The 23,869-nt window shown below is 57.3% G+C and carries 23 protein-coding genes and 6 tRNA genes; 4 read left to right on the forward strand and 25 right to left on the reverse strand.

What is annotated here, in order from left to right:
- Positions 1-8: 8 nt before the first annotated feature.
- From rodA to leuS, 8 genes are all read right to left on the reverse strand, one after another.
- Entirely contained in the window at positions 9-1,109 is a 1,101-nt protein-coding gene (gene rodA, locus R0I78_RS09455; protein ID WP_019934364.1) for a rod shape-determining protein RodA, read from the reverse strand.
- Positions 1,102-2,991 carry a penicillin-binding protein 2 gene (gene mrdA / locus R0I78_RS09460; RefSeq protein WP_019934363.1) on the reverse strand — a complete coding sequence of 630 codons (1,890 nt, stop codon included), beginning with the start codon at positions 2,989-2,991 and terminating at the stop codon, positions 1,102-1,104. Before mrdA ends, rodA begins: the two co-directional genes overlap by 8 nt.
- 3 nt (positions 2,992-2,994) lie before the next feature.
- A complete protein-coding gene (rlmH, locus tag R0I78_RS09465) occupies positions 2,995-3,465 on the reverse strand; it encodes a 23S rRNA (pseudouridine(1915)-N(3))-methyltransferase RlmH (RefSeq protein WP_019934362.1) in 471 nt (156 codons plus the stop codon).
- A complete protein-coding gene (rsfS, locus tag R0I78_RS09470; protein WP_019934361.1) occupies positions 3,462-3,806 on the reverse strand; it encodes a ribosome silencing factor in 345 nt (114 codons plus the stop codon). Before rsfS ends, rlmH begins: the two co-directional genes overlap by 4 nt.
- Before the next feature lie 32 nt (positions 3,807-3,838).
- Positions 3,839-4,486 carry a nicotinate-nucleotide adenylyltransferase gene (nadD, locus tag R0I78_RS09475; protein ID WP_317075161.1) on the reverse strand — a complete coding sequence of 216 codons (648 nt, stop codon included), beginning with the start codon at positions 4,484-4,486 and terminating at the stop codon, positions 3,839-3,841.
- Positions 4,483-5,505 carry a DNA polymerase III subunit delta gene (gene holA / locus R0I78_RS09480; RefSeq protein ID WP_317075162.1) on the reverse strand — a complete coding sequence of 341 codons (1,023 nt, stop codon included), beginning with the start codon at positions 5,503-5,505 and terminating at the stop codon, positions 4,483-4,485. Before holA ends, nadD begins: the two co-directional genes overlap by 4 nt.
- Positions 5,505-5,990 (reverse strand): LPS assembly lipoprotein LptE, encoded by a 486-nt coding sequence (gene lptE / locus R0I78_RS09485; RefSeq protein ID WP_317075163.1) that lies wholly within the window; start codon positions 5,988-5,990, stop codon positions 5,505-5,507. The genes holA and lptE overlap by 1 nt, the downstream gene beginning before the upstream one ends.
- A gap of 152 nt (positions 5,991-6,142) precedes the next feature.
- Positions 6,143-8,722, reverse strand: a complete 2,580-nt coding sequence (gene leuS, locus R0I78_RS09490) for a leucine--tRNA ligase (RefSeq protein ID WP_317075164.1) — start codon at positions 8,720-8,722, stop codon at positions 6,143-6,145.
- 114 nt (positions 8,723-8,836) lie between these two features.
- Here leuS and R0I78_RS09495 point away from each other — a divergent pair, with 114 nt between their 5' ends.
- A complete protein-coding gene (locus R0I78_RS09495) occupies positions 8,837-9,322 on the forward strand; it encodes a zinc ribbon-containing protein (protein WP_019934356.1) in 486 nt (161 codons plus the stop codon).
- A gap of 20 nt (positions 9,323-9,342) precedes the next feature.
- Here the strand turns inward: R0I78_RS09495 and lnt are convergent, their stop codons facing one another.
- The 5 genes from lnt to miaB all read right to left on the reverse strand — a co-directional run bounded on the left by lnt (position 9,343) and on the right by miaB (position 14,896).
- Positions 9,343-10,863 (reverse strand): apolipoprotein N-acyltransferase, encoded by a 1,521-nt coding sequence (gene lnt, locus R0I78_RS09500; RefSeq protein ID WP_317075165.1) that lies wholly within the window; start codon positions 10,861-10,863, stop codon positions 9,343-9,345.
- The gene (gene corC, locus R0I78_RS09505; protein ID WP_026344742.1) at positions 10,864-11,745 is read right to left on the reverse strand and encodes a CNNM family magnesium/cobalt transport protein CorC; all 882 of its coding nucleotides are present in this window, start codon (positions 11,743-11,745) and stop codon (positions 10,864-10,866) included.
- Positions 11,746-11,748: 3 nt separating this feature from the next.
- Positions 11,749-12,216: an rRNA maturation RNase YbeY gene (gene ybeY / locus R0I78_RS09510; RefSeq protein ID WP_019934353.1), complete on the reverse strand. Its 468-nt coding sequence runs from the start codon at positions 12,214-12,216 to the stop codon at positions 11,749-11,751.
- Positions 12,213-13,250: a PhoH family protein gene (locus R0I78_RS09515; RefSeq protein ID WP_019934352.1), complete on the reverse strand. Its 1,038-nt coding sequence runs from the start codon at positions 13,248-13,250 to the stop codon at positions 12,213-12,215. Before R0I78_RS09515 ends, ybeY begins: the two co-directional genes overlap by 4 nt.
- A gap of 215 nt (positions 13,251-13,465) precedes the next feature.
- Positions 13,466-14,896: a tRNA (N6-isopentenyl adenosine(37)-C2)-methylthiotransferase MiaB gene (gene miaB / locus R0I78_RS09520; RefSeq protein WP_019934351.1), complete on the reverse strand. Its 1,431-nt coding sequence runs from the start codon at positions 14,894-14,896 to the stop codon at positions 13,466-13,468.
- A gap of 171 nt (positions 14,897-15,067) precedes the next feature.
- Here miaB and R0I78_RS09525 point away from each other — a divergent pair, with 171 nt between their 5' ends.
- Positions 15,068-16,237 (forward strand): FAD-dependent monooxygenase, encoded by a 1,170-nt coding sequence (locus tag R0I78_RS09525; protein ID WP_317075166.1) that lies wholly within the window; start codon positions 15,068-15,070, stop codon positions 16,235-16,237.
- A gap of 116 nt (positions 16,238-16,353) precedes the next feature.
- On the opposite strand, the gene R0I78_RS09530 is transcribed toward R0I78_RS09525, so the two are convergent.
- The 8 genes from R0I78_RS09530 to pth all read right to left on the reverse strand — a co-directional run bounded on the left by R0I78_RS09530 (position 16,354) and on the right by pth (position 18,897).
- Positions 16,354-16,428: transfer RNA gene (locus R0I78_RS09530), tRNA-Gln, on the reverse strand.
- A gap of 10 nt (positions 16,429-16,438) precedes the next feature.
- A tRNA-Leu gene (locus R0I78_RS09535) sits at positions 16,439-16,523 on the reverse strand.
- 7 nt (positions 16,524-16,530) lie between these two features.
- Positions 16,531-16,607: transfer RNA gene (locus R0I78_RS09540), tRNA-Met, on the reverse strand.
- 80 nt (positions 16,608-16,687) lie between these two features.
- Positions 16,688-16,762: transfer RNA gene (locus R0I78_RS09545), tRNA-Gln, on the reverse strand.
- Positions 16,763-16,806: 44 nt separating this feature from the next.
- A tRNA-Gln gene (locus tag R0I78_RS09550) sits at positions 16,807-16,881 on the reverse strand.
- 4 nt (positions 16,882-16,885) lie between these two features.
- Positions 16,886-16,962, reverse strand: a tRNA-Met gene (locus R0I78_RS09555).
- 232 nt (positions 16,963-17,194) lie between these two features.
- Positions 17,195-18,286 (reverse strand): redox-regulated ATPase YchF, encoded by a 1,092-nt coding sequence (ychF, locus tag R0I78_RS09560; RefSeq protein WP_019934349.1) that lies wholly within the window; start codon positions 18,284-18,286, stop codon positions 17,195-17,197.
- 14 nt (positions 18,287-18,300) lie between these two features.
- Positions 18,301-18,897: an aminoacyl-tRNA hydrolase gene (gene pth / locus R0I78_RS09565; RefSeq protein ID WP_019934348.1), complete on the reverse strand. Its 597-nt coding sequence runs from the start codon at positions 18,895-18,897 to the stop codon at positions 18,301-18,303.
- A gap of 171 nt (positions 18,898-19,068) precedes the next feature.
- Here pth and R0I78_RS09570 point away from each other — a divergent pair, with 171 nt between their 5' ends.
- The gene (locus R0I78_RS09570; RefSeq protein ID WP_317075167.1) at positions 19,069-19,797 is read left to right on the forward strand and encodes a TSUP family transporter; all 729 of its coding nucleotides are present in this window, start codon (positions 19,069-19,071) and stop codon (positions 19,795-19,797) included.
- 82 nt (positions 19,798-19,879) lie between these two features.
- On the opposite strand, the gene R0I78_RS09575 is transcribed toward R0I78_RS09570, so the two are convergent.
- The 4 genes from R0I78_RS09575 to lolB form a co-directional block, all read right to left on the reverse strand.
- Positions 19,880-20,827: a ribose-phosphate pyrophosphokinase gene (locus R0I78_RS09575; protein ID WP_040614524.1), complete on the reverse strand. Its 948-nt coding sequence runs from the start codon at positions 20,825-20,827 to the stop codon at positions 19,880-19,882.
- A 67-nt stretch (positions 20,828-20,894) separates the two neighbouring features.
- Positions 20,895-21,017 (reverse strand): hypothetical protein, encoded by a 123-nt coding sequence (locus R0I78_RS09580; RefSeq protein ID WP_281162849.1) that lies wholly within the window; start codon positions 21,015-21,017, stop codon positions 20,895-20,897.
- 46 nt (positions 21,018-21,063) lie between these two features.
- Positions 21,064-21,894, reverse strand: coding sequence for a 4-(cytidine 5'-diphospho)-2-C-methyl-D-erythritol kinase (gene ispE / locus R0I78_RS09585; protein WP_317075168.1), 831 nt, complete (start codon positions 21,892-21,894; stop codon positions 21,064-21,066).
- Entirely contained in the window at positions 21,891-22,469 is a 579-nt protein-coding gene (gene lolB / locus R0I78_RS09590) for a lipoprotein insertase outer membrane protein LolB (protein ID WP_317075169.1), read from the reverse strand. The genes ispE and lolB overlap by 4 nt, the downstream gene beginning before the upstream one ends.
- 125 nt (positions 22,470-22,594) lie before the next feature.
- Here lolB and hemA point away from each other — a divergent pair, with 125 nt between their 5' ends.
- Positions 22,595-23,854 (forward strand): glutamyl-tRNA reductase, encoded by a 1,260-nt coding sequence (gene hemA / locus R0I78_RS09595; RefSeq protein ID WP_317075170.1) that lies wholly within the window; start codon positions 22,595-22,597, stop codon positions 23,852-23,854.
- Positions 23,855-23,869 lie beyond the last annotated feature (15 nt).

Here is a 23,869-nt window from a genome sequence, read left to right on the forward strand (position 1 = left end):
CTTGTGTGTTATTTTGCCAACAGGCGTTTGTGAGTGTGCACGGACATGAGAATGCCAAATCCGGCCATCAGTGTCACCATGGAGGTGCCACCATAACTGATCAGCGGCAGCGGGACGCCCACCACCGGCAGCAGGCCGCTGACCATACCGATATTCACGAACACATAAACAAAAAAGGTCAGTGTCAGTGCACCTGCCAGCAGCCTGGGAAAAGCTCCCTGAGCCTGTACTGAAATTTGCAGGCCCCGGCCAATAATAAACAGATACATCAGGATCAGCACACTGACTCCCACCAGCCCGAACTCTTCTGCCAGCACCGCAAAAATAAAGTCGGTATGGCGTTCGGGCAGAAATTCCAGCTGAGACTGAGTGCCGTGCAGCCAGCCTTTTCCCCACAGCCCGCCTGAGCCTATGGCGATTTTAGACTGAATAATATGATAGCCGGCACCGAGTGGATCACTTTCCGGGTTGAGCAGGGTCAGTACTCGTCGTTTCTGATAGTCGTGCATCAGAAAATACCAGAGCGCCGGCAAAAAGGCCGCCAGACCCGCCAGTGCCAGCATGATCAGGCGCCAGGGCAGACCGGCAAGAAAAATAACGAACAGACCAGAGGCGGCAACCAGCAGAGACGTCCCCAGATCCGGCTGCTTGGCAATCAGCAGAGTAGGGACCAGCACCAGGGCAAAGGCCAGTGCCACATGCAGCAGGCTGGGCGGCAGCGGATAGCGGCTGATATAGGCAGCAATGGTAATGGGCATGGCCAGCTTCAGTGCTTCCGACGGCTGAAACCGGAATGAGCCAATTTCCAGCCAGCGCTGGGCTCCCTTGCCAACATCACCGATTAGCAGCACCAGTATCAGCAGCACAACGCCAATGATAAAGACAGGAGGAGCCCAGCGGGCATAAAAGCCCGGAGAGAACTGGGCCAGTATCACCATCACACTGAGTGATACAGCAATATGTATGCCCTGACGGGTTAAGGTATCGGTATTTTCCCCGCTGGCAGAATAGAGAATCACCAGGCTGGCAGTCAGTAAGATCAGCAGGCCGCCCAGCAGCGGCCAGTCCAGATGCAGGCGCTCACCCAAAGAGCGGCGATGCTTATTCATGAGCGGTGACCTCTTCATTCAGCTCGGGCGTATCAGGCAACAGATAGGCGTCCAGCATGGCCCTGGCCACGGGAGCGGCATGAGAGCTGCCGCCACCGACATTTTCCAGTACCACAGAGACCACGGCTTCAGGTTCATCAAAGGGAGCAAAGGCCACAAACAGGGCATTATCCCGCAGGTGTTCCTTCAGACTTTGATGATCATACTGTTGGTTTTCCGCCAGACTGAACACCTGAGCCGTACCTGACTTGCCGCCGGCAATATAGGGAGTATCGGCAAAGGCCCGGCGGGCAGTGCCTTCCTTGCCGTTAATGACCCGCCACATGCCGGTGAGCGCCACATTCCAGTGATTATCCTGCTTGAGCTCGATAGGATCGCCATGACTGATCGGCATGCTGACTTTTTTACCATTCAATACAATGGCATTGAGCAGGCGCGGATGCACGGTATCGCCGTGATCGACCATAATGGACGTGGCCCGGGCCAGCTGCAGCGGGGTGGCGGTCCAGTAACCCTGACCAATGCCCACGGAAATGGTGTCGCCCTGATACCAGGGCTGCTTATGCCGGCGTTGTTTCCAGTCCCGGGATGGCATGGTGCCGCTTGCTTCTTCGTGCAGATCAATGCCCGAGTTCTGGCCAAAGCCAAAACGGCTCATGTAATCGTGCATGGTATCTATGCCCAGCCGGTAGGCTATATCGTAAAAGAATGTATCAGCCGAGATTTCAATGGCTCTGTATACGTCCATCCAGCCATGCCCCCAGCGCCGCCAGTCACGGAATTTACGTTTGGTATTGGGGATCTGAAAGTAAGGACCACCAAAAAAACGGGTAGACGGAGTAATGGCTCCCTCATTCAGCGCCATAACCGACAGCATGGGCTTGACCGTCGAGGCGGGGGCATAAATACCCTGGCTGGCGCGGTTAATCAGAGGACGATCGGGATTTTGCAGCAACTCGCGATAATCCGGACCACTGATGCCGTGCACAAACAGGTTGGGATCATAGCTGGGGTTGGAGACCAGCGCCCGTACCTGACCGTCTTTCGGGGTCATCATCACAATGGCACCGCGCTTGCCGTCCAGCAATGCCTGGGCCTGCTGCTGCAGGCGAATATCAAGATTAAGATAAATGTCGGTGCCGGGCACCGGTGGCTCATATTTCAGCGTGCGGATCACCCGGCCCCGGTTGTTGACCTCCACTTCCTGGTAGCCCACATGACCATGCAGCAGGTCTTCGTAATAGCGCTCAACGCCCAGTTTGCCGATATCCCGGGTGGCGGCATAGTTGGCCAGCTTGTTGTCCTGTTTCAGTCGCTCCACGTCTCTGTCATTGATTTTGGCCATATAGCCCAGTACGTGGGTAAGTGTGTCTTTGTAGGGATAGTAACGCTTCAGGTAGGCTTCAATGGACGCGCCGGGGAACTTGTGCTGATTAATACTGAAACGGGCCACCTGATCTTCATTCAGACGGCTGACCAGCACCACCGGGTTAAAACGGCGATGACGCTGTACATCATGAAAAAAACGTTCTTTCAGCTCAGGATCCAGATCCAGCAGGGTGATCAGCTGCTCGATGGTATCATTGAGGTCATTCGACTTTTCCGGCGTGATCTCCAGGCTGTAAATGGGGCGGTTTTCTGCCAGCAGCACGCCGTTACGATCATAAATCAGCCCCCGGGTAGGTGCGATGGGCACCACCTTGATGCGGTTGTCGTTGGACCTGGTCTGGTAGCTCTGATGCTCTTCAATCTGCAGATGATAGAGGTTGGCAAACAGGCCGCCCATCATCAGCACAATGGCAATAAACGACACCAGGGTGCGCCGCCAGTGCAAAGAAGATTCGGCGACATGATCGCGCATTTTTACCCGGGATTTGGCCACGACTTACTCCCGGTGATAGGGATGGTTATTGTTGATGCTCCAGGCACGATAAAGGCTTTCAGCGGCCAGCACCCTAACCAGCGGATGGGGCAAAGTGAGCGGTGAAAGTGACCAGCTTTGCTCGGCAGCTGCCTTGCAGGCCGGCGCCAGCCCTTCGGGGCCACCGATCAGAATGGCCACATCCCGGCCGTCGTGCTGCCAGCGGGTAAGTTGCTCGGCCAGCTGCTCTGTGGTCCAGGGTCTGCCGGGAATATCCAGGGTGACGATGCGGGCTGATTTATTGATGGCAGCCAGCATCTGTTCGCCTTCTTTATGCAGAATGCGGTCAATATCGGCATTTTTTCCCCGCTTGCCGGCGCTGATCTCGGTGAGTTCCAGAGGCATATCCCGGGGAAAGCGACGCTGATATTCCTGAAAGCCCGTGGTTACCCAGGCCGGCATTTTGGTACCGACCGCCACCAGCTGGAGTTTCATCCGGCCATGGCTCCGGCGGCGCTGCCACCCCAGAGTTTTTCCAGCTGATAAAAATCGCGGGTTTCTTCCTGCATCACATGGACGATGGCATCACCCAAATCGACCAGCACCCATTCACCGGCATCCTGACCCGCCATGCTCAGCAGATTAAGGCCGGCATGCTTGGCTTCGGTAGCCAGGTGGTCTGCAATGGAGTTAACGTGCCGGCTTGAATTACCGGAACAGACGATCATGCAGTCTGTGATAGTGGATTTACCGGTTACATCCAGCACACGAATGTCCCGGGCTTTGAGATCGTCCAGTTTATCGACGATAAAATCGTGCAGTGCTTTGTCTTGCAAAAGTGCATTCTCCTTGATGATACAACCGTGAATTATACCATGGTGCCGGTATAGAGTCCCTGCTGTCGAATGTAGTTGGCCACTGCCTCGGGCAACAAATATTGCGGATTGTTCCCCGCTTTGATGCTGTTGCGTATTTGTGTGGATGATACTTCAAGCTCGGGGTTGTTCAGCAGAAAAATATGGCCGGCGGGTGTCTGATGCAGTCGCTCTCTGTCCTGAGTGCCGTGATGCTCAAGCAGGGCGGTTAACCTGGTGTTCAGCTTCGGTTTCCAGCCGGGCCTGTGACTGACCACCAGATGCGCATATTCCAGCAGCTCCTGCCAGCGATGCCATTTATCAAGACTGCACAGCGAGTCCATACCCATAATAAAGCACAAGGGCCGGTCACCCTGCTCGGCACGAAGGGCTGCCAGGGTGTTGACCGTATAAGAGGGTGTGCTGCGGGTCAGTTCGCGTTCGTCTGCCACCAGTCCGGGGGTAGCCGCAGCGGCCAGGCGCACCATGGCCAGCCGGTGTGCCGGTGCGCTGTCGGGGGTGGCTCTGTGAGGAGGAATATGATTGGGCAGCAGCCGTACTTCATTCAGGCCCAGTTGTTCTTTGGCCACAATGGCAGTACGCAGATGAGCAATGTGGACGGGATCAAAGGTCCCTCCGAGTAATCCGATGGGGGCAGTCATGGCAGTATGACGGGCTCCTTGTCGTCGAAAAATCCCACGCACAGGGCCTGCAGCCAGCGCCAGGCACTGTCGTCATCAAACCCGGCCACGGCAGCATCGGCCGCAGCCAGCATGCGGGAGAGGGCGGTAATTTTAGGGCCTTTAAGCCGGTTGAGTGCGGCCTGCATCAGCGGCTGGCGACTGGACCACACATGCAAAGCGGCAGCGGCCTGCTGAAAAGACTGTCCGCCGGCCAGTGCCGCGTGCAGGCTTTGCAGTGTATTCAGCTCTTTGGTCAGCAGGTAACAAAGCATGCCTGCTTCTACACCTTCCTGGCGAAGCTGCTGCAGAATACGGCAGCCCCGCTTTACCTTGCCCTGCAACAAAGGATCCAGCAGCTGAAACGGGTTGAAATGGTAATGGGGCTGCACATGCTGCTGCAGCGCCGGTAAGGTCAGCGGCTGAGGCAGGTTAAGCAGGGCCAGCTTTTCAATTTCGCCGGCAGCGGCCAGCAGGTTACCTTCAAAGGCCAGAGTCAGCCAGTGCAGGGCATCGGGCTCGGCAGCAAGCTGATGCTGGCGCAGGCGCAGCTCGAGCCAGCGTGCCAGGTGGCGGGCATCGGGTGTAAATACCGGGATCACCGGGCCGGCGGCAGCGAGGGCTTTGTACCAGGCGGTTTTTTGTTGCTGCTGGTTAAGGCGGGGACCGCTTATCAGTAACAACAGATCGGAGTGGCTTTGAGCAAGCAGCTCTCTGAGCCGGTCTGAGGCGGTTTTGTCCAGTTTCTCCGGGAGTGCCAGCTCGATAATCTGCCGGCTGCTGAACAGGCTCATGCTCTGACTGGCATCAAAAATCGCATCCCAGTCCGGGCCGTTGTCGGCATCGAAGCGGTAACGCTCATCAAAGCCCTGTGCCCGGGCGGACCGGCGCAACTGATCCAGGGCCTCCTGCCTGAGCAGTGGCTCATCACCATAAATAAAATAGCAGGGGGCCAGCCCTGCCTGAAGATGTTTACTCAGTTGCTCCGGATACAGACGCATCAGAATGACAGACGGCTCAGCTGCCGCACAATTTGCTCTGCGGCTTCATGCTCCATCTGCTCCCGCAGTTGCTGTTGTTCCCGGCTTGATGCCAGCGCCTGAGACGACTTGTCGAGAAAGCTGCGGTTAAAGGCCACGTTAAACACCTGACGGGGCTCATCGGGCATATCCAGGGTAAAGCGAGTGCCAAAACGCATGGCATATTCCAGGGTGTCACCGGAAGGCTTGACCGACGCTGTGGTGTTGCCCTGACCGACACCGGTAATAGAGAGAACAGGGGTATCACCGTCGTTGTCTACCAGCACCACACCGGCGCGCAGCAACCGGGCCGAGACCAGCCGGTAGAACTGGGTTTTGTCATCGCCATTCAGCACCAGCCGCTGCAGCTGAGGCGGCAGGTTATCCCCGCCGCGCAGCTGAAAGCCGCAACCGGCCAGTGCCAGGGTCAGCGACAGCAGCACAATGGCCTTGATTCGAGTGAGCATAACTACTCCTATAAAACATAGTCTGAAGCTGGAAGCCGGAAGCTTGAAGAAAAACACAGACACACCAGCTTGTTGTGCCATGCTTTCTTCTAGCTTCTAGCTTCTAGCTTCTAGCTTCTAGCTTCTAGCTTCTAGCTTCTAGCTTCCAGCTATCAATTAGCCACTATGTTCAGCAGCTTGCCGGGTACGTAGATCACCTTGCGAATGGTTTTGCCGTCCAGGTGACGGGCTACATTATCATCGGCGGTGCCGGCAGCTTCTACCGCGTCTTTATCCGCATCGGCGGGCACGGTAATTTTGCCCCGTACCTTGCCGTTCACCTGTACCACCACCAGTTTTTCATCTTCCACCAGGGCATCGGCATCCACCACCGGCCAGGCGGCGTGGTCGATATCGTTCTGGCCCAGGGCGCGCCACAACTCAAAGCAGGTGTGCGGCACAATCGGGTGCAGCATTACCACCACGGCTTCCAGCGCTTCCTGCAGCAGGGCCCGGTTCTGCCCGTCATTCATGTCCATTTTGGCCAGATGGTTGAGCAGCTCCATAATGGCGGCAATGGCAGTGTTAAAGGTCTGACGGCGGCCGATATCGTCGCTCACCTTGGCAATGGTTTTGTGCAGTTCCCGACGCAGGGTTTTCTGGTTGCCATCAAGAGCAGCCTTGTTCAGAGCCGGAGCAGTGCCATGAGACTGGTGCTCAAACACCAGCTTCCACACTCGCTTGAGGAAGCGCTGGGCACCTTCCACCCCGGAGTCGGACCACTCCAGGGTCATGTCGGCGGGAGAGGCGAACATCATAAACAGGCGCACGGTATCGGCACCGTAGCGGTCGATCATGACCTGGGGATCAATGCCGTTGTTCTTGGACTTGGACATCTTGGTCATGCCGGTGTGCACCAGCTCGCGGCCGTCGGCGTCGGTGGCTTTCTTGATGCGGCCTTTTTCGTCCCGCTCCACGGTCACGTCGAGCGGGCTTACCCAGACGCGGGCACCCTTGTCGTCGGTGTAGTAGAAGGCGTCGGCCAGTACCATGCCCTGACACAGCAGGCGCTTGAACGGCTCGTCGGACTCGACCAGACCAGTGTCACGCAGCAGCTTGTGAAAGAAGCGGGCGTAGAGCAGGTGCATACAGGCGTGCTCAATGCCGCCGATGTACTGATCCACCGGCAGCCAGTAGTTGGCCTTTTCCACGTCCAGCATGCCTTCGTCGTAATTCGGGCTGCAGTAGCGAGCATAGTACCAGGACGACTCCATAAAGGTGTCAAAGGTGTCGGTTTCACGCAGCGCCGGCTGGCCGTTATAAGTGGTTTTGGCCCACTCGGGATCCGCCTTGATCGGGCTCTGAATGCCGTCCATCACCACGTCTTCCGGCAGCACCACCGGCAGTGTGTCTTCCGGCGCACCCACGACTGTGCCGTCTTCCAGATTGAGCATGGGAATGGGCGCGCCCCAGTAGCGCTGGCGGCTGACGCCCCAGTCGCGCAGGCGGAAGTTCACGGTCTTGCGGCCCAGACCTTTTTCTTCCAGGGTCTTGGCGATGGCGTCAAAGGCCTGCTCAAAGTTCATACCGTCAAACTCGCCGGAGTCGAACAGCACACCTTTTTCGGTGTAGGCCTCGGTGCTTACGTCCAGTTCGCTGCCGTCGGCGGGCTTGATCACCGGTACTATGTCGAGGCCGTACTTGCCGGCAAACTCATAGTCACGCTGATCGTGGGCGGGCACGGCCATAACAGCACCGGAGCCGTAATCCATCAGCACAAAGTTGGCCACCCACACCGGCACCTGCTTGCCGGTGAGCGGGTGCACAGCCATCAGGCCGGTGGCCATGCCCTTTTTCTCCATGGTGGCCATCTCGGCTTCGGCCACCTTGTTATGTTTGCAGTCGTCGATAAAGGCAGCCAGCTCCGGATTGTTTTCGGCGGCTTTGGCGGCCAGCGGGTGACCGGCGGCAATGCCCACATAGGTCACACCAAACAGGGTATCGGGGCGGGTGGTGTACACCTCAAAGCTGTCGTCGGCTCCGGCCACATCAAAGCGCAGGGTCACGCCCTCGCTGCGGCCAATCCAGTTACGCTGCATGGTTTTCACCTGATCGGGCCAGCCTTCCAGCTCGTCGATATCGCGCAGCAGCTCATCGGCGTAGTCGGTGATCTTGATAAACCACTGAGGAATTTCCTTTTGCTCTACCGGCGTGTCGCAGCGCCAGCAGCAGCCGTCGTTGACCTGCTCGTTGGCGAGCACGGTTTCGTCGTTGGGGCACCAGTTCACTGAAGAGGTCTTTTTATATACCAGGCCTTTTTCATACAGCTTGGTAAAGAACCACTGCTCCCAGCGGTAATATTCCGGCGTGCAGGTGGCCAGCTCACGGTTCCAGTCGTAACCAAAACCCAGTCGCTTGAGCTGGTTTTTCATGTAGTCGATATTTTCGTAGGTCCAGGGGGCCGGCGCTGTCTTGTTGTTGATGGCAGCGTTTTCGGCGGGCAGACCAAAGGCATCCCAGCCGATGGGCTGCAGCACATTTTTGCCCTGCAACCGTTGATAGCGGGAGATAACGTCGCCTATGGTGTAGTTACGGACGTGCCCCATATGTAGCCGACCTGAAGGATAGGGGAACATCGAAAGGCAATAAAATTTGTCTTTGCCGGCTTGTTCGGTGGCCTTGAAGGTCTGCTGCTCGTCCCAATGGCGTTGCACCTGGGGTTCGATATTCTGGGGGTTATATTGCTCTTGCATTATGACGTCCGGTTCCGTAAATGAGTGGTAACACCAGCGATAAATCGGCATAGAATACCTTAGGGGGTAGCCGGCAACAATACCGGCCCCGGCACTGACTGTGAGGATAACGTCATGAGCGAACAAGACGATAAGCAGAAAAAAGGGTATGACGCCTTTGTGGAAGAGCTGCAGCGTCAGTGGGAAATGGCTGAAACCACCACCTTGAAAGAGGCGGTGGAAAAAACCCAGGCCTATATGGAAGCGGCCAGCGATCTGACCAAAGACGAGCTTGCGCTCATCGCTGAATATGTAAAACGGGATCTGGCCGCTTTTGGCGAAGAGAAAGGCGGCTTTCGCGACAGCCTGTTTTATCGTCGCATCAGTGAGACGGTATGGAGCTGGCTGGCTGACATTACCGACAGAAGCCAGCTGGAATGGCAGGAGCTGCGCGAAGACTTGGCTCATCACGGTGAATATCAGGCCGGGGAAGTGGTGGGGCCGGGTCTGTATGACTGCACCCTGTGCGCCCACCGCCACGAGGTGACTCACCCCGAGGTGCTGACTACCTGCCTGGAGTGCAATCACCACACCTTCATTCGCCATCCGTTAACGCCCTGAGGGCGTTACCAGAACATTGATTATTTAAATAATTGTCGCTCTGCCATGACCAGCCGGTTGTTGGCCGGCTGGCGGCAACGCAGGCCAATCAGCAGGCTGAATGCCAATATGCCCAGCAGCGGCAGGCTGCCAAATCGGGCGTAGGGTGTCAGCCCAGTCATACCAATGACGTCGGCGGTCAGCACCCCTTTTTCAAACTGAGGCAGACTGGCGGTCATGCGGCCTTTTTCATCGGTCACCAGCGTGACGCCATTATTGGTAGCACGGATCATGGGCCGGCCCAGCTCAAGGGCACGCATGCGGGCAATTTGCTGATGTTGCCAGGGGCCGATGGAGCGGCCAAACCAGGTGTCGTTCGATACCGTCAGCAGAAAGTCGGTTTCCGGCTTCAGGTTATCGCGTACCAGGCCGGGAAAGGCCACTTCATAGCAGATAGCCACACTCATGTCCCTGCCGGCGGCCTTCAGATCCGCCTGCTCGTTTGTGCCCCGGGAAAAAGACGACATGGGCAGGTTGAAAAAGGGAGCCAGCGGGCGCAGCAGATTACCAAAGGGCACAAACTCACCAATGGGCACCAGTTGTTGTTTGTAATAGCGGTTACTCTGACCGGGCTGATAATCACCGCTGCCAAGGCCCAGTACGGCATTATAAACATGGTCGTCGTTGGGGCGGGACACCAGGCCGGTGATCAGCGATTGTCCCCGTTCAAACATCAGTTTGTCGACCTGCTCCAGCCAGGGAGCCAGTTGCTGCTCCGAGGCAGGCAGAGCTGACTCGGGCCAGATCACCACATCGGCATTTAATGCCGGGCGGGTCAGATCCAGATAACGTTGCAGGCTCAGCTCCAGCTGGCCCGGAATCCACTTCAGGGATTGCTCTATATTGCCCTGCACCAGAGCCACTCTAAGCGGTTGTGTGGGAGACACCCATTGCAGCTGCTGACTGGCCACCCCCAGCCCCCAGAGCACACCGGTAAAGGCCAGTGCACGCCAGCGCCGGTTTGCCCCTGCCCACCAGAGCACAGCGGCAGAAAAGGTCAGCAACCAGCTGATGCCCTGCACTCCCAGTATGGGGGCCAGCCCTGCCACCGGGCCGTCGAGCTGAGAGTAGCCCGCCCACAGCCAGGGAAAGCCGGTCAGTACCCAGCCCCGCAGCCAGTCGGCGCCTATCAGCAATACCGGCAGCACCCACAGTAACCGCGCCCGGGGCGAGGCCACAAAGCGATGGGCCAGCCACAGCGCCAGGCCGGTATAGGCCGACAGATAGGCCGCCAGCAGGGCCACCAGCACAAAGGCCACCGGCAGCGGCAGGCCGCCGAACAGTGTCATGCTGTTATGGATCCACCACAGGCCGGGCAGGTACAAGCCCAGGCTCCAGGCAAAGCCACGGCGGGCAGCAGCGCCCGGGGCGCAGTGATGAGTGAAGGCAAACAGGCCCGTCAGTGATACCAGCGCCAGAGGCCAGATATCAAAAGGACTGAAGGCTAAAACGCCAAGGGCCCCGCATAGCAGGGCCCCGAATAATGGCAGCAATTTATACACTTATGCCGGCTCCGATGAGGAGGTTTCCTGATTGTCCGGTATCTTAACCTGTAACTGCAGCAGGCGTCGACGGTCGGCATGAGCCACCTTAAATACAAAACCGTTCAGCTCCAGCTGTTCGCCCTTGCCGGGCAGGTGGCCAAAAGCGTGCATCACCAGACCGCCGACGGTATCGGCTTCTTCATCGCTGAAGTCGGAGTTGAAAAAGTCGTTGAAATCATCAATGTCGGTAAGTGCCGCCACCGAGAACACCCGCTTGCTGATCTGGCGGATTTCAGCGCTTTCTTCGGCATCAAACTCGTCTTCAATATCACCCACAATCAGCTCGAGAATGTCTTCAATGGTGACCAGGCCCGACACGCCGCCAAATTCATCCACGACGATGGCCATGTGGTAGCGCTCTTCGCGGAATTCCTTGAGCAGCTTGTCGAGGCGTTTACTCTCGGGCACCACCACGGCGGGACGAAGGACCTTTTCAATGGAAAAGTCTTCTTCGGTGAGGCCAAAGCCGTAGGGCAGCAGATCCTTGGCCAGCAGTATGCCTTCAATATGATCCTTGTCTTCGTTCACCACCGGAAAACGGGAGTGGGTAGACTCGATGATCATGGGCAAAAAGCTGGAGACCGGCTGGGATTTTTCCACCGTCACCATCTGGGAGCGGGGGATCATGATGTCGCGAACCCTGAGTTCGCTCACTTCCAGTACGCCTTCAATCATGTCTTTGGTGTCCTGATCAATCAGATCCCGTTCACCCGCGTCCATGATTACTTCTACCAGTTCTTCCCGGTTCTTCGGTTCGCCCTGAAACATCTGGCCCAGTCGTTCAAGCCAGTTTTTCTTTGCGGACGAACCGTTGTCTGAGTGTGAATTGTCGTCGCTCACTTGTTAACCTTCGTCGTCGTCTTGATAGGGGTTATCCATGCCCAGCCCGGCCAGAATAACAATCTCTCTGGCCTCCATTTCTTCGGCTTCATCATCCTTAATATGGTCAAACCCGAGTAAATGCAAGCAACCATGCACCACCATGTGCGCCCAGTGTGCCTGCAAGGGCTTATTTTGCTCGGCGGCTTCCCGCTCTACTACCTGCCGGCAGATCACCAGATCGCCCAGCAGCGGCAGCGCTATGCCGGGTGGTGCCTCAAAAGGAAACGACAGCACATTGGTTGGTTTGTCTTTGCCGCGGTAGTCCCGGTTAAGCGCCTGACTTTCTGCTTCATCTACCAGCCGCACCGTCATTTCGGTTTCATCGCGCTCACCGTTGAGGGCGGCAGTCAGCCACCGCTCAAAATCCTGCTCGGTTGGCAGGCCAGGTGCCTCATCGCAGGCGATTTGCAGATCCAGCCACAGTGTCATGCTGATGATGCTCCGTTGGTGTTGCTTTGCTGGCGCTTCTGGGCGTCATCAAAGGCTTCATAGGCGCGCACAATGCGGGCCACCACAGGGTGGCGTACCACGTCTTCGGCGCGAAAGAAGTTGAACGACAGGCCTTCTACGCCGCTCAAGACCTCAATGGCGTGGCGCAGGCCGGATTTGGCGTTGCGAGGCAGGTCAATCTGAGTGATATCACCGGTGATCACCGCCTTGGAATTAAAGCCAATACGGGTAAGGAACATTTTCATCTGCTCCACCGTGGTGTTCTGGCTTTCATCCAGGATTACAAAGGCATCGTTCAGGGTGCGCCCGCGCATGTAGGCCAGCGGGGCCACTTCAATGACGTTGCGCTCAATGAGCTTTTCCACCCGCTCAAAGCCCAGCATTTCAAACAGGGCATCGTAAAGCGGGCGCAGGTAAGGATCCACTTTCTGGCTCAGGTCGCCGGGCAGAAAGCCAAGCTTCTCGCCTGCTTCCACTGCCGGCCGGGTAAGCAGAATGCGGCGGATTTCCTGACGCTCCAGCGCGTCGACTGCCGCAGCTACCGCCAGATAGGTTTTGCCGGTGCCTGCCGGGCCAATACCAAAGGTGATATCGTGGCTCAGAATATGGGCCACATAGTGCGCCTGATTGGGGCTGCGCGGCTTGATAAGGCCCCGCTTGGTCTTGATGGTCACTTCCTTGCCGTAGCGATAGCCGGCATCGTCTTCGTCGTCCTGCTCCAGCACGCGGCTTTCCTTGATGGCCAGATGTACCTGCTCAGGGGTGATATCGGGCACGGGCTGGCCCTTGACGGACTGAGTGTCGACGTAAAGGCGGGTGAGAATGTCGTTGGCCACCTGAGCCAGACGCGCGGGGCCGACAATCTGAAAGTGCTCATCGCTGTGGTTGATTTCCACCCCTAAACGGCGTTCCAGCTGTTTGATATTGTCGTCAAAGGGGCCGCACAGGCTGACCAGACGCTGGCCGTCGGCGGGTTGCAGTTCAAGGTCCAGATGAGTGACGTTGGCTGTCAAGGTAACTCCTGTTGCCAAAAAGCTTTAAGCTGTAAGCCGTAAGCTTGAAGCTAAAAACAAACATACTCCTGTTGGAGCTGTGTCGGTAGTCTGATTACAGTACCGGGCTGGTTCAGCACCATAAACTAATATGGCTGTGTAGTCTGAACCAAGCCTGGCAATGGCAGCCGATGCTGTTTGTCTTACAGCTTAAAGCTGATAGCTTACAGCTGCTGTTAAGGGGTAAAAGTGGCGACACCGGTGTCGTCGGGCACGCCGTCTGGGCGGCGGGCCAGAATGCTTTGGGGTGACACCTGAGTGCGCAGATCCATGCCGTCTTCGCCGTGCAGGAATTTGCCGCGCAGGCTGTGGGGCATCACTTCGGTGATCTCCACATCGGCAAAACCGCCAATCAGGGTATGCGGGCCTTCAAAGTTCACCACCCGGTTGTTCTCGGTGCGACCGCGCAGCTCCATGGGGTTCAGCTTGGACGGCCCTTCCACCAGAATACGCTGGACGGAGCCGAGCATCTGCCGGCTGATCAGCTGTGCCTGATTATTGATGGTGTTCTGCAGCCGGTACAGGCGCTGTTTTTTCTCTTCCATCGAAATATCGTCGGGCAAATCGGCGGCCGGCGTGCCCGGGCGGGGGCTGTAAATAAAGCTGAAGCTCATATCAAAGCCCACGTCTTCAATGAGTTTCATGGTCTTTTCAAAGTCGTCGGCCTCTTCACCGGGAAAGCCCACAATAAAGTCGGAGCTGATGGTGATATCGGGGCGCGCGGCCCTGAGCTTGCGAATCTTGGACTTGTATTCAATGGCGGTGTGCGGGCGCTTCATCAGGGTAAGGATGCGATCCGAACCGCTTTGCACCGGCAGGTGCAGGAAACTTACCACTTCCGGCGTGTCTTTATACACCTCAATAATGTCATCGGTGAACTCGATGGGATGACTGGTGGTGTAACGAATGCGGTCGATGCCGTCGATGGCGGCCACCAGCCGCAGCAGCTCGGCAAAGGTGCAAATGTCGCCGTCATGGGTTTCGCCCCGGTAGGCGTTGACGTTCTGGCCCAGCAGGTTCACTTCCCGCACGCCCTGATCGGCAAGCTGGGCGATTTCATAAAGCACATCGTCCAGCGGGCGGCTCACTTCCTCGCCGCGGGTATAGGGCACCACGCAGAAGGAGCAATATTTGGAGCAGCCTTCCATAATGGACACAAAGGCGGTGGCACCTTCGGCTTTGGGCTCGGGCAGGTTGTCGAACTTTTCAATTTCCGGGAATGCCACGTCTACCTGAGCACCACGGCCCTCAAGTACGGATTTGATCATGGCGGGCAGCCGGTGCAGGGTTTGCGGACCGAACACAATGTCCACAAAAGGCGCGCGGGCACGAATGGCATCGCCTTCCTGGGACGCCACGCAGCCGCCCACACCAATCACCAGTTTGGGGTTGGCTTCCTTGAGCGGACGCCAGCGCCCGAGCTGATGAAAGACCTTCTCCTGGGCCTTCTCGCGAATGGAGCAGGTGTTAAGCAGCAGCACATCGGCTTGGTCTGCTTCTTCGGTAAGCTGGTAGCCGTGGCTGGCATCCAGCAGATCGGCCATCTTGGATGAATCGTATTCGTTCATCTGACAGCCCCAGGTTTTGATATGAAGTTTTTTGCTCATGGCGCTCTAGTTACTGCTGTGAGTCGTGCATTTTGGACCGGGCATTCTACTCTTTTCTCTGCACAGTGGCCAGATAATATCCAGTCGCGGTCCGGTGCCAAATGAGCAAATTGCCGTCGGCCAAACAATGAGAGTTAGGGTAGAATAACGGAAAAATCCGGAGGGTAAACAATGCAACAGTGTGATATCGCTATTGTAGGCGGCGGCATGGTAGGGGCGTTGGCCGCTGCCATGCTGGCACCTGCCGGGCTATCCATTCGCGTGCTGGAAGGCCGCCAGCCCGTCGAGTTTTCACCCGCACAACCTCATGATCTGCGTATTTCTTCCATCAGTGCCGCCTCGGTAAGGCTGTTGCAGCAGGCCGGTGCCTGGCAGGCCATTACTCACATGCGCGCCTGGCCTTACCAAAAGCTGGAGGCGAGCGAGTGGCAGGGCTTTGCCACTCATTTCAGTGCTGAAGAGCTGGACTGTGAGTATCTGGGCTACATGCTGGAAAACCGTATTATTCAGTTGGGTCTGTGGCAGACCCTGGCCCAGTGGCATAACGTGACCATCGACTGCCCTCAGACCATGGAGACACTGCAACAAACCCCCGAAGGTGCCTTGCTTACCCTGGGTAATGGCGAGCAATTGCAGGCCCGGCTGGTGCTGGCCTGCGACGGGGCCGAGTCCCGGGTGCGGCAGCTGGCGGGCATGGGCGTCACCGCCTGGGATTATGCCCAGCAGTGTATGCTGATCAGCGTGGCAGGAGCGCAGCTTGAGCAGGACATTACCTGGCAGCAGTTCTGTTCATCCGGCCCCCGGGCGCTGTTACCGCTGGGCAACGGCAAAGCCTCGCTGGTGTGGTATGACAGCAAAGACCGTATTGAACAGCTGGCGGCCCTGAGTAATGAGGCGCTGGCTGCCGAGGTGGCGGCGCATTTTCCGCCCCGGCTTGGCCCGGTGACCGTGCTCGATAAAGGCCACTTTCCTCTGCGCCGGCGTCATGCCAACCAGTACGTAAAGGGAAGTGTGGTGCTGCTGGGGGATGCGGCCCACACCATCAATCCGCTGGCGGGGCAGGGGGTAAACCTGGGCTTCAAGGACGTGGCGGTGCTGAGTGAGCTGGTTCATCAGGCGGTGGAGCAGGGTGAGGATATTGCCGCCCCTGAGCTGCTCAAGCGCTTTGAACGCCGCCGCCGTCCCGACAACCTGCTGATGCAGGGGGCCATGGATGTGTTTTATCAGGCCTTCAGCAACGAGCTGCCACCGCTCAAGCTGCTGCGTAACCTGGGGCTAAAGGCCGCCGAGCACAGCGGACCGCTGAAAAAGCAAGTGATGAAATACGCCATGGGACTTTAACTGCGGGGGAGCAGGGAATGGGGAATTGGGACAGGTACGATTCCCTAATCCCTAATCCCTAATCCCTAATCCCAGAAAGCAAAAAACCAGCCGGAAGGCTGGTTTTTTGCTTTAGATGGCTGGGGTACCAGGATTCGAACCTGGGAATGGCGAGATCAAAACCCGCTGCCTTACCGCTTGGCGATACCCCAATTTTTTAAATGGTGCGGGAGGCGAGACTTGAACTCGCACACCTTGCGGCGCCAGAACCTAAATCTGGTGCGTCTACCAATTTCGCCACTCCCGCAAAAGAGTGGTGGCTATGGCGGGATTCGAACCTGCGACCCCATCATTATGAGTGATGTGCTCTAACCAACTGAGCTACATAGCCACATAAAGCATTGAGTCGCCTCAATGTTCCTGAAACGTCTGAAGTGCATCTGGTGCTGTATCTTCAACATTTCCTGAAAATGGCTGGGGTACCAGGATTCGAACCTGGGAATGGCGAGATCAAAACCCGCTGCCTTACCGCTTGGCGATACCCCAACAGCTGCGCCCGTATTTTTAACATATACCAGCACATTTGAAAATGGCTGGGGTACCAGGATTCGAACCTGGGAATGGCGAGATCAAAACCCGCTGCCTTACCGCTTGGCGATACCCCAGCAATGGTGGCTATGGCGGGATTCGAACCTGCGACCCCATCATTATGAGTGATGTGCTCTAACCAACTGAGCTACATAGCCACTGCTTGTTGATGACCTTCCGTCACCGAACGGGGCGCATTATGCGTATCCGTTCCGACAGCGTCAACCTCTTTTCTTCAAAAAATTGCTTTGCAGCAGCCGGTTGGCCACAAACTGAACGGCTTGTCTTGAAGCTGAGCAAAAGCCGGTGAGATTAACAGCAGGCTGGAGGGAATGGGGATTAGGGATTAGGCCATTCCCCATTCCCTGCTCCCCACTCCCTCAAAAGGACTTACACGTTAAACAGGAAGTTCATCACATCACCGTCTTTAACGATGTAATCCTTGCCCTCGGCACGCTGTTTGCCCGCTTCCTTGGCACCCTGTTCACCTTTATAGGTGATGTAGTCTTCATAAGCTATGGTCTGGGCGCGTATAAAGCCTTTTTCAAAGTCGGTATGAATTTTACCGGCGGCCTGAGGGGCGGTGGCACCCACAGGAATGGTCCAGGCGCGTACTTCTTTCACTCCGGCAGTAAAGTAAGTCTGCAGGTTAAGCAGCTCATAGCCGGCGCGGATCACCCGGTTCAGGCCCGGCTCTTCCAGACCCATGTCGTCCATGAATTCGGCGGCTTCTTCTGCATCCAGCTCGGCAATTTCCGACTCCATGGCGGCACATACCGGCACTACGATGGCGTTTTCAGCGGCAGCAATGGCTTCCACCTCGGCCAGCAGGGGATTGTTTTCAAAGCCGTCTTCATTGACGTTGGCAATGTACATGGTGGGTTTGATGGTAAGGAAGTTCAGATAGTCGATGGCCGCCCGCTCTTCCTTGGTCAGCTCCACGCTGCGCAGCACTTTGGCTTCTTCCAGTACCGGCAGCAGTTTTTCCAGTACCGAGACCTCGAACTTGGCATCCTTGTCGCCGCCCTTGGCTTTCTTGGCATTGCGGGTAATGGCACGCTCACAGGTGTCGAGATCCGCCAGGGCCAGCTCGGTATTAATGATTTCGATATCGTCTTTCGGTGATACCTTGCCGGCCACATGCACTATATTGTCGTTTTCAAAGCAGCGTACTACATGACCGATGGCATCTGTCTCGCGAATATTGGCCAGGAACTTGTTGCCAAGACCTTCGCCCTTGGAAGCACCTGCTACCAGACCGGCGATGTCCACAAACTCCATGGTGGTGGGCAGCACCCGCTGAGGGTTAACAATTTTGGCCAGGGCGTCGAGACGCTTGTCCGGCACCGGCACCACGCCGGTGTTCGGCTCTATGGTACAGAACGGAAAGTTGGCCGCTTCGATGCCGGCCTTGGTCAGTGCGTTGAACAGGGTGGATTTGCCCACGTTGGGCAGACCCACAATACCGCATTTAAAACCCATGATAATGTCCTGAATTACTTGGTGGAATTGGCGTTGAAGGCATGCAGGCGGTTCATTGCCTTGACCATGCCGTCACTGAATAAAATATCGGTGGCGCGGGCAGCTTCGTCCACGGCGGCATCAAGCAGAGTCTGCTCGGCAGCCGGGGCCTTGGTCAGTACAAAGCCAGAGACCCGGGATTTATCGCCCGGATGGCCTATGCCCAGCCGCAGCCGGTAAAAGTTCTTGTTGTTGCCAAGGCAACTGATAATGTCGCGCAGGCCATTATGGCCGCCATGGCCGCCGCCCTGCTTGAAGCGGGCTATGCCCGGTGACAGGTCCAGCTCGTCGTGGGCCACCAGAATTGACTCGGGCGGGATCTGGTAAAAGTTGGCCAGAGCCGCTACCGCTTTACCCGAGCGGTTCATAAAGGTGGCGGGCACCAGCAGACGCACCTCTTTGCCGCCAATGCGCACGCGCCCGGTCCAGCCGAAGAATTTGCCTTCTTCCTTGAGCTGAGTGCCGTGCATGCGGGCCAGCTCGGCCACATACCAGGCACCGGCATTATGCCGGGTCTGGGCGTATTCCGGGCCGGGGTTAGCCAGTCCGACAATAAGTTCGATAGATTGCATAGCTGAATTGGCCGTTAAAATGACGCCATATTCTAATGAAGTGCGGTGATAATGGCCACCATGAGGGACTTTCAGATTAATTGTTTACAATCTGTGTTATGATTGTTCATTCAAAAGTGAGTCCTTCACTTTTTGCTTTATCTGCACAGAATCTATTTTACGGACATCATCATGCTTGAACTTTTGGGCTGGTCCCTGCTTGCCGGCGTGGTTAATGCGCTGGCCGGTGGCGGTCTGTTTTTTACTCTGCCGGCACTGTTGGGGGCAGGCATTCCCAGCACCGGGGCCGTGGCCACCGCCAGTGTGGCGTCCTGGCCCGGTTATGTGAGCGCCTTCTGGGGCATGCGCAAGCGCCTGCGGGGCGGCCCGCTGCTGGCGCTGACGCTGATTGGCCTGGCCGGTGGCGGTCTGGGCGCTTTTGCTCTGACCCGGTTTCAGGCTGACAATTTTAACTATCTGGTGCCCTGGCTGCTGCTGGGGGTGAGCCTGCTTTATGGCCGCCAGCTGCTGAGCAGCAAAGGGTTTGAGGGACCTTTGCTGATGAAACCTGCAGCCTGTCCGGCACTCCTGGGGGGCAGTTTTTACGGCGGCTTTTTTGGCGGTGGCCTTGGGGTTCTGCTGATGGCGCTGATGGGCCAGCTGCGCATGGGCTCCAGTCTGCAGCAACATGCCATCAAGTTGTATCTGTCGATGCTGGCCAGCGGTGCCACTATAGTGGTGTATTCCGTGTCGGGGCTGGTGTACTGGCATGAGGCGCTGCTGCTGGCGCTGGGTTATCTGCTTGGCGGCAAGCTGGGTGCCCGGGTGCTGGAATGGATAAAACCCCGCCTGCTGGCCTGGGGCATTGTCGCCTTTGGTATGGCGTTGAGCGGGTACTACTTTATCCGTTTTTACGGATAAAAACGCCACAAAAAAGCCCGCGAATCTCGCGGGCTTTTACTTCCGGCTTTCAGCTTCAGGCTTCCAGCTGTTTTGTCCGTGCTTATTGCTCGAACATGGCGGAGATGGACTCTTCGTTGCTGATGCGACGAATGGCCTCGGCCATCATGGGCGACAGGGTCAGTTGCTTGACCTTGCTGATGGCCTTGATTTCATCGCTCAGGGGCACGGAGTCGGTGATGATGACTTCATCGATTACTGAGTCCTTGATGTTCTGGGCGGCGTTGCCGGAGAACACGGCATGGGTGGCATAGGCAAATACGCGCTTGGCACCACGGTTTTTCAGCGCTTCAGCGGCCTTGCACAGGGTGCCGCCGGTGTCGATCATGTCGTCGACGATCACGCAGTCACGGCCTTCCACGTCACCGATAAGGTGCATTACCTGAGACACGTTGGCGCGGGGGCGGCGCTTGTCGATAATGGCGATATCGGTTTCGTCCAGCAGTTTGGCCACGGCACGGGCACGCACCACACCACCAATGTCGGGAGACACCACAACGGCATCCTGCAGGCCTTTGGCTTTCATGTCTTCCAGCAGTACCGGGGTACCGAATACGTTGTCTACCGGCACGTCAAAGAAGCCCTGAATCTGCTCGGCGTGCAGATCTACGGTGAGTACTCTGTCTACACCCACGCTGGACAGGAAGTCGGCCACTACCTTGGCAGTGATCGGCACCCGGGCAGAACGCACACGGCGATCCTGACGAGCGTAGCCGAAGTAGGGAATGACAGCGGTAATACGACCGGCAGAGGCCCGACGCAGGGCGTCGACCATGACGATAAGCTCCATCAGGTTGTCGTTGGTGGGCGCACAGGTGGACTGGATGATGAAGACATCGCCGCCGCGTACATTTTCGTTGATTTGTACGCTGATCTCACCATCGCTGAAACGGCCAACATCGGCAGCACTCAGTTTGATGAAAAGACGATCGGCGATACGTTGGGCGAGTTCCGGCGTTGCATTACCAGCAAACAGCTTCATGTCGGGCACGGTTTAAAACCTCGGGGTTGCTTCGTGGGTGGTGGTTTCGGAATTTTAGTCTGGTTCGGAACGTCAGTCAGGGTGTTGAATGAGAGCACTCAACGGTGAGCCGGCCATTGGCCGTGTCGTCCTGCTGGCGACCGCCGGCAGCGAACTGACCCTTGGGATAAGGGAGAAAACGAGCCCACCCCGTTTTCATGCCATCGCTGCCTGATTCTGTCTGTTCACGGGTTATTGACGGTTGCTTACAGGGCCTTGATTGCCGTAAGCAAAGGAGACTGGTTGCAGCCTTTGGCAACAAACCCCACTGTGCCTGCCGGCGCATTTTCAAGCGCATTTTCAGCTGCTTTCCGGCTGTCAAAGGTGCCGAAAACACACGCACCTGTGCCCGTCATTCGTGACGGCGCATATTCTAGCAACCAGCTCAGAAGTTTGGCAACCTCGGGGTGTCGCTTTTTAACCAGTGCTTCGCAGTCGTTTTGCCAGGGTGAGTTAAGGCGCTGTTCGAGGCTCATTACCGGACTGTTACGGGGCAGTTCAGGATCGGTAAAAACAGCCGGCGTCGACACTTCCACCCCCGGGTTCAACACCAGATACCAGGGCTCGGGTGGCACCGCATCGGTAAAAATATCGCCCACCCCTTCGGCAAAAGCGGCGCGGCCATGCACAAACACCGGCACATCGGCACCCAGCTGAAGTCCCAGGCTTGCCAGCTCGTCATTACCAAGACCCAGCTGCCATAACCGGTTCAGCCCCACCAGGGTGGTAGCGGCATCGCTGGAGCCGCCGCCCAGTCCACCGCCCATGGGCAGCCGCTTGGTGAGGGTAATATGTGCGCCTTTATGGCTGCCGGTGTGTGCCTGCAGCAGGCGCGCGGCTTTTATGATGAGATTACTCTCGGGTGCGACGCCGTGCAGCTCAGGAGACAAGGTCAGTTCATCGGCGGTTTCAAAGCTGAGCTCATCGCCAAAGTCCACAAACTGAAACAATGTCTGCAGGTTGTGATAGCCGTCGGGCCGTCGGCCGGTAATGTACAAAAACAGGTTGAGTTTGGCCGGGGCGGGCAGGCGCATCATGGATTCAGCTCCCAGCGGTTAACGGCCAGTTTCAGGGTGGTGTTATCGTGGCTCAGCTCCAGCCGGCTGGGCAGCCAGAGCCGGTCGATTTGGGTATACCCCAGATAGCGCAGCTGCCAGCCATGAGACTGTACTTGTGCCGGGCGGCCATCGGCATCAAAACTGACGGTGTCGGCATCGCCGGGCATGCCTTTTATCCAGTCGGCCAGCTGTTCCACCGGCAGATCCCAGCCGGTAAGGGCATACACCAGATCCCGGGCATTGCTGGCGGTGTGGCGCTGGCCTTCGCTGTCGATCAGTTCAATACGGCCATTGCGCCGGCTGAGATCAAATACCCGTTTGCCCACCACATTGGTGAGATTAAGGCGGTAATCGTCACTGTTATTGCGCCAGAACAGGCTCAGGCTGCCGCGCTCGTCGGGGGTGATGATGCCGAGTCTGGCCGCCAGCTGCCAGTTTTCCAGCTCACTCAGCTGTTGCTTCTGAGCCAGCCAGGAACCTGCCGGCGCCTGTTCGGCCCGGTAGGCACAGCCGGAAACCAGCAACAAGCCAATAAAAATCAATACAGTACGCACGTAAGGCACCCCGCTGAAAAAAGAGAAAGCCAGTATAAGGGCAAGGCCGGTGACTTTTAAAGATTTGGCCTTTCTCGTACAATAGACGGCTAATCGAAAAACGATGTGAGCCGCATAAAATCCTCATGAGCCTGCTGGTACTGGGAATCAATCATAAGACAGCGTCCGTCGCCCTGCGCGAGCGGGTGGCGTTTGGCCCTGATCTTGCCCCCCGGGCACTGCAGGAGCTGATGGCTACTCCAGGTGTGGCAGAAACCGTGATCCTGTCTACCTGCAACCGCACCGAGCTGTATTGCAGCCTGAGTGAGGACGGCGACAGTGACGTGGTGCGCCACTGGCTGCAGCAGTTTCATCATCTTGACGAAGATGAACTCACTGCCTGCCTGTATCAGCATCAGGGTGAAGAGGCCATTCGCCATTTAATGCGGGTGGCCTGCGGGCTGGATTCTCTGGTGCTGGGCGAGCCGCAGATACTGGGGCAGATCAAGCAGGCCTATAGTCAGTCCCACCAGGCGGGCAGCCTGAAAGGCCTGCTGGAGCGGCTGTTTCAGAAGTCATTTTCTGTCGCTAAACGGGTACGCACTGAAACCGACATTGGTGCCAGTGCCGTGTCGGTGGCCTTTGCCGCCGTCAGCCTGGCCAAGCGCATTTTTTCGGATCTGGGCCGCACCAAGGTGCTGCTGGTAGGGGCCGGTGAAACGGTCGAGCTGGTGGCCCGGCACCTGCGCGAGCAGTCGGTCACTCAAATGATGGTGGCCAACCGTACTCTGGAGCGGGCTCAGAACCTGGCGCAGGAATTTGAAGCCGAGGTGATGACGCTTGAGCAGATCCCCGACTTTTTGCCTCAGGCCGACATAGTGATCAGCTCCACCGCCAGCCCCCTGCCCATTATCGGCAAAGGCATGGTGGAGCGGGCGCTCAAGGCCCGCCGGCACAAGCCCATTCTGCTGGTGGACATTGCCGTGCCCCGGGACATTGAGCCCGAGGTGGATGAACTGAACGACGCCTACCTTTATACCGTGGACGATCTGCAGGGCATCATTGAGCAGAATATGGAAGCCCGCAAACGGGCCGCCGCTCAGGCCGAGCGCATTATTCTGGAAGAACGGGATCAGTTTATGGCCTGGTACCGCTCGCTGCACTCGGTGGATCTGATCCGCCATTACCGCGCTCAGGCCGAGGCGGTGCGCGAGCAGGAGCTGGCCCGGGCATTGCAGGCGCTGGCCCAGGGCGAAGACGCCACCCAGGTGGTGCAGCAGCTGACCCGCCGGCTGACCAACAAGCTTATTCATACTCCCACCCAGGCCCTGAGTCAGGCCGGCAAAGACGGCGATCAGGACATGCTGGCGGTGCTGTCCCGCAGCCTGGGCATCAGCCGGCCCTGACCGGCACAACCGCGA

The organism is Oceanimonas sp. CAM02 (genome assembly GCF_032842915.1).
GTDB lineage: Bacteria > Pseudomonadota > Gammaproteobacteria > Enterobacterales > Aeromonadaceae > Oceanimonas > Oceanimonas smirnovii.

Coding starts and splice junctions, on each gene's coding strand:
- rodA (WP_019934364.1), bottom strand. CDS start 1,109: ATGAATAAGCATCGCCGCTCTTTGGGTGAGCGCCTGCATCTGGACTGG.
- leuS (WP_317075164.1), bottom strand. CDS start 8,722: ATGCAAGAGCAATATAACCCCCAGAATATCGAACCCCAGGTGCAACGC.
- holA (WP_317075162.1), bottom strand. CDS start 5,505: ATGCGTCTGTATCCGGAGCAACTGAGTAAACATCTTCAGGCAGGGCTG.
- ybeY (WP_019934353.1), bottom strand. CDS start 12,216: ATGACACTGTGGCTGGATCTGCAAATCGCCTGCGATGAGGCACCTGGC.
- R0I78_RS09570 (WP_317075167.1), top strand. CDS start 19,069: ATGCTTGAACTTTTGGGCTGGTCCCTGCTTGCCGGCGTGGTTAATGCG.
- miaB (WP_019934351.1), bottom strand. CDS start 14,896: ATGAGCAAAAAACTTCATATCAAAACCTGGGGCTGTCAGATGAACGAA.
- ychF (WP_019934349.1), bottom strand. CDS start 18,286: ATGGGTTTTAAATGCGGTATTGTGGGTCTGCCCAACGTGGGCAAATCC.
- rlmH (WP_019934362.1), bottom strand. CDS start 3,465: ATGAAACTCCAGCTGGTGGCGGTCGGTACCAAAATGCCGGCCTGGGTA.
- lptE (WP_317075163.1), bottom strand. CDS start 5,990: ATGCTCACTCGAATCAAGGCCATTGTGCTGCTGTCGCTGACCCTGGCA.
- ispE (WP_317075168.1), bottom strand. CDS start 21,894: ATGATGCGCCTGCCCGCCCCGGCCAAACTCAACCTGTTTTTGTACATT.
- pth (WP_019934348.1), bottom strand. CDS start 18,897: ATGCAATCTATCGAACTTATTGTCGGACTGGCTAACCCCGGCCCGGAA.
- R0I78_RS09580 (WP_281162849.1), bottom strand. CDS start 21,017: ATGAAAACGGGGTGGGCTCGTTTTCTCCCTTATCCCAAGGGTCAGTTC.
- R0I78_RS09495 (WP_019934356.1), top strand. CDS start 8,837: ATGAGCGAACAAGACGATAAGCAGAAAAAAGGGTATGACGCCTTTGTG.
- hemA (WP_317075170.1), top strand. CDS start 22,595: ATGAGCCTGCTGGTACTGGGAATCAATCATAAGACAGCGTCCGTCGCC.
- R0I78_RS09525 (WP_317075166.1), top strand. CDS start 15,068: ATGCAACAGTGTGATATCGCTATTGTAGGCGGCGGCATGGTAGGGGCG.
- nadD (WP_317075161.1), bottom strand. CDS start 4,486: ATGACTGCCCCCATCGGATTACTCGGAGGGACCTTTGATCCCGTCCAC.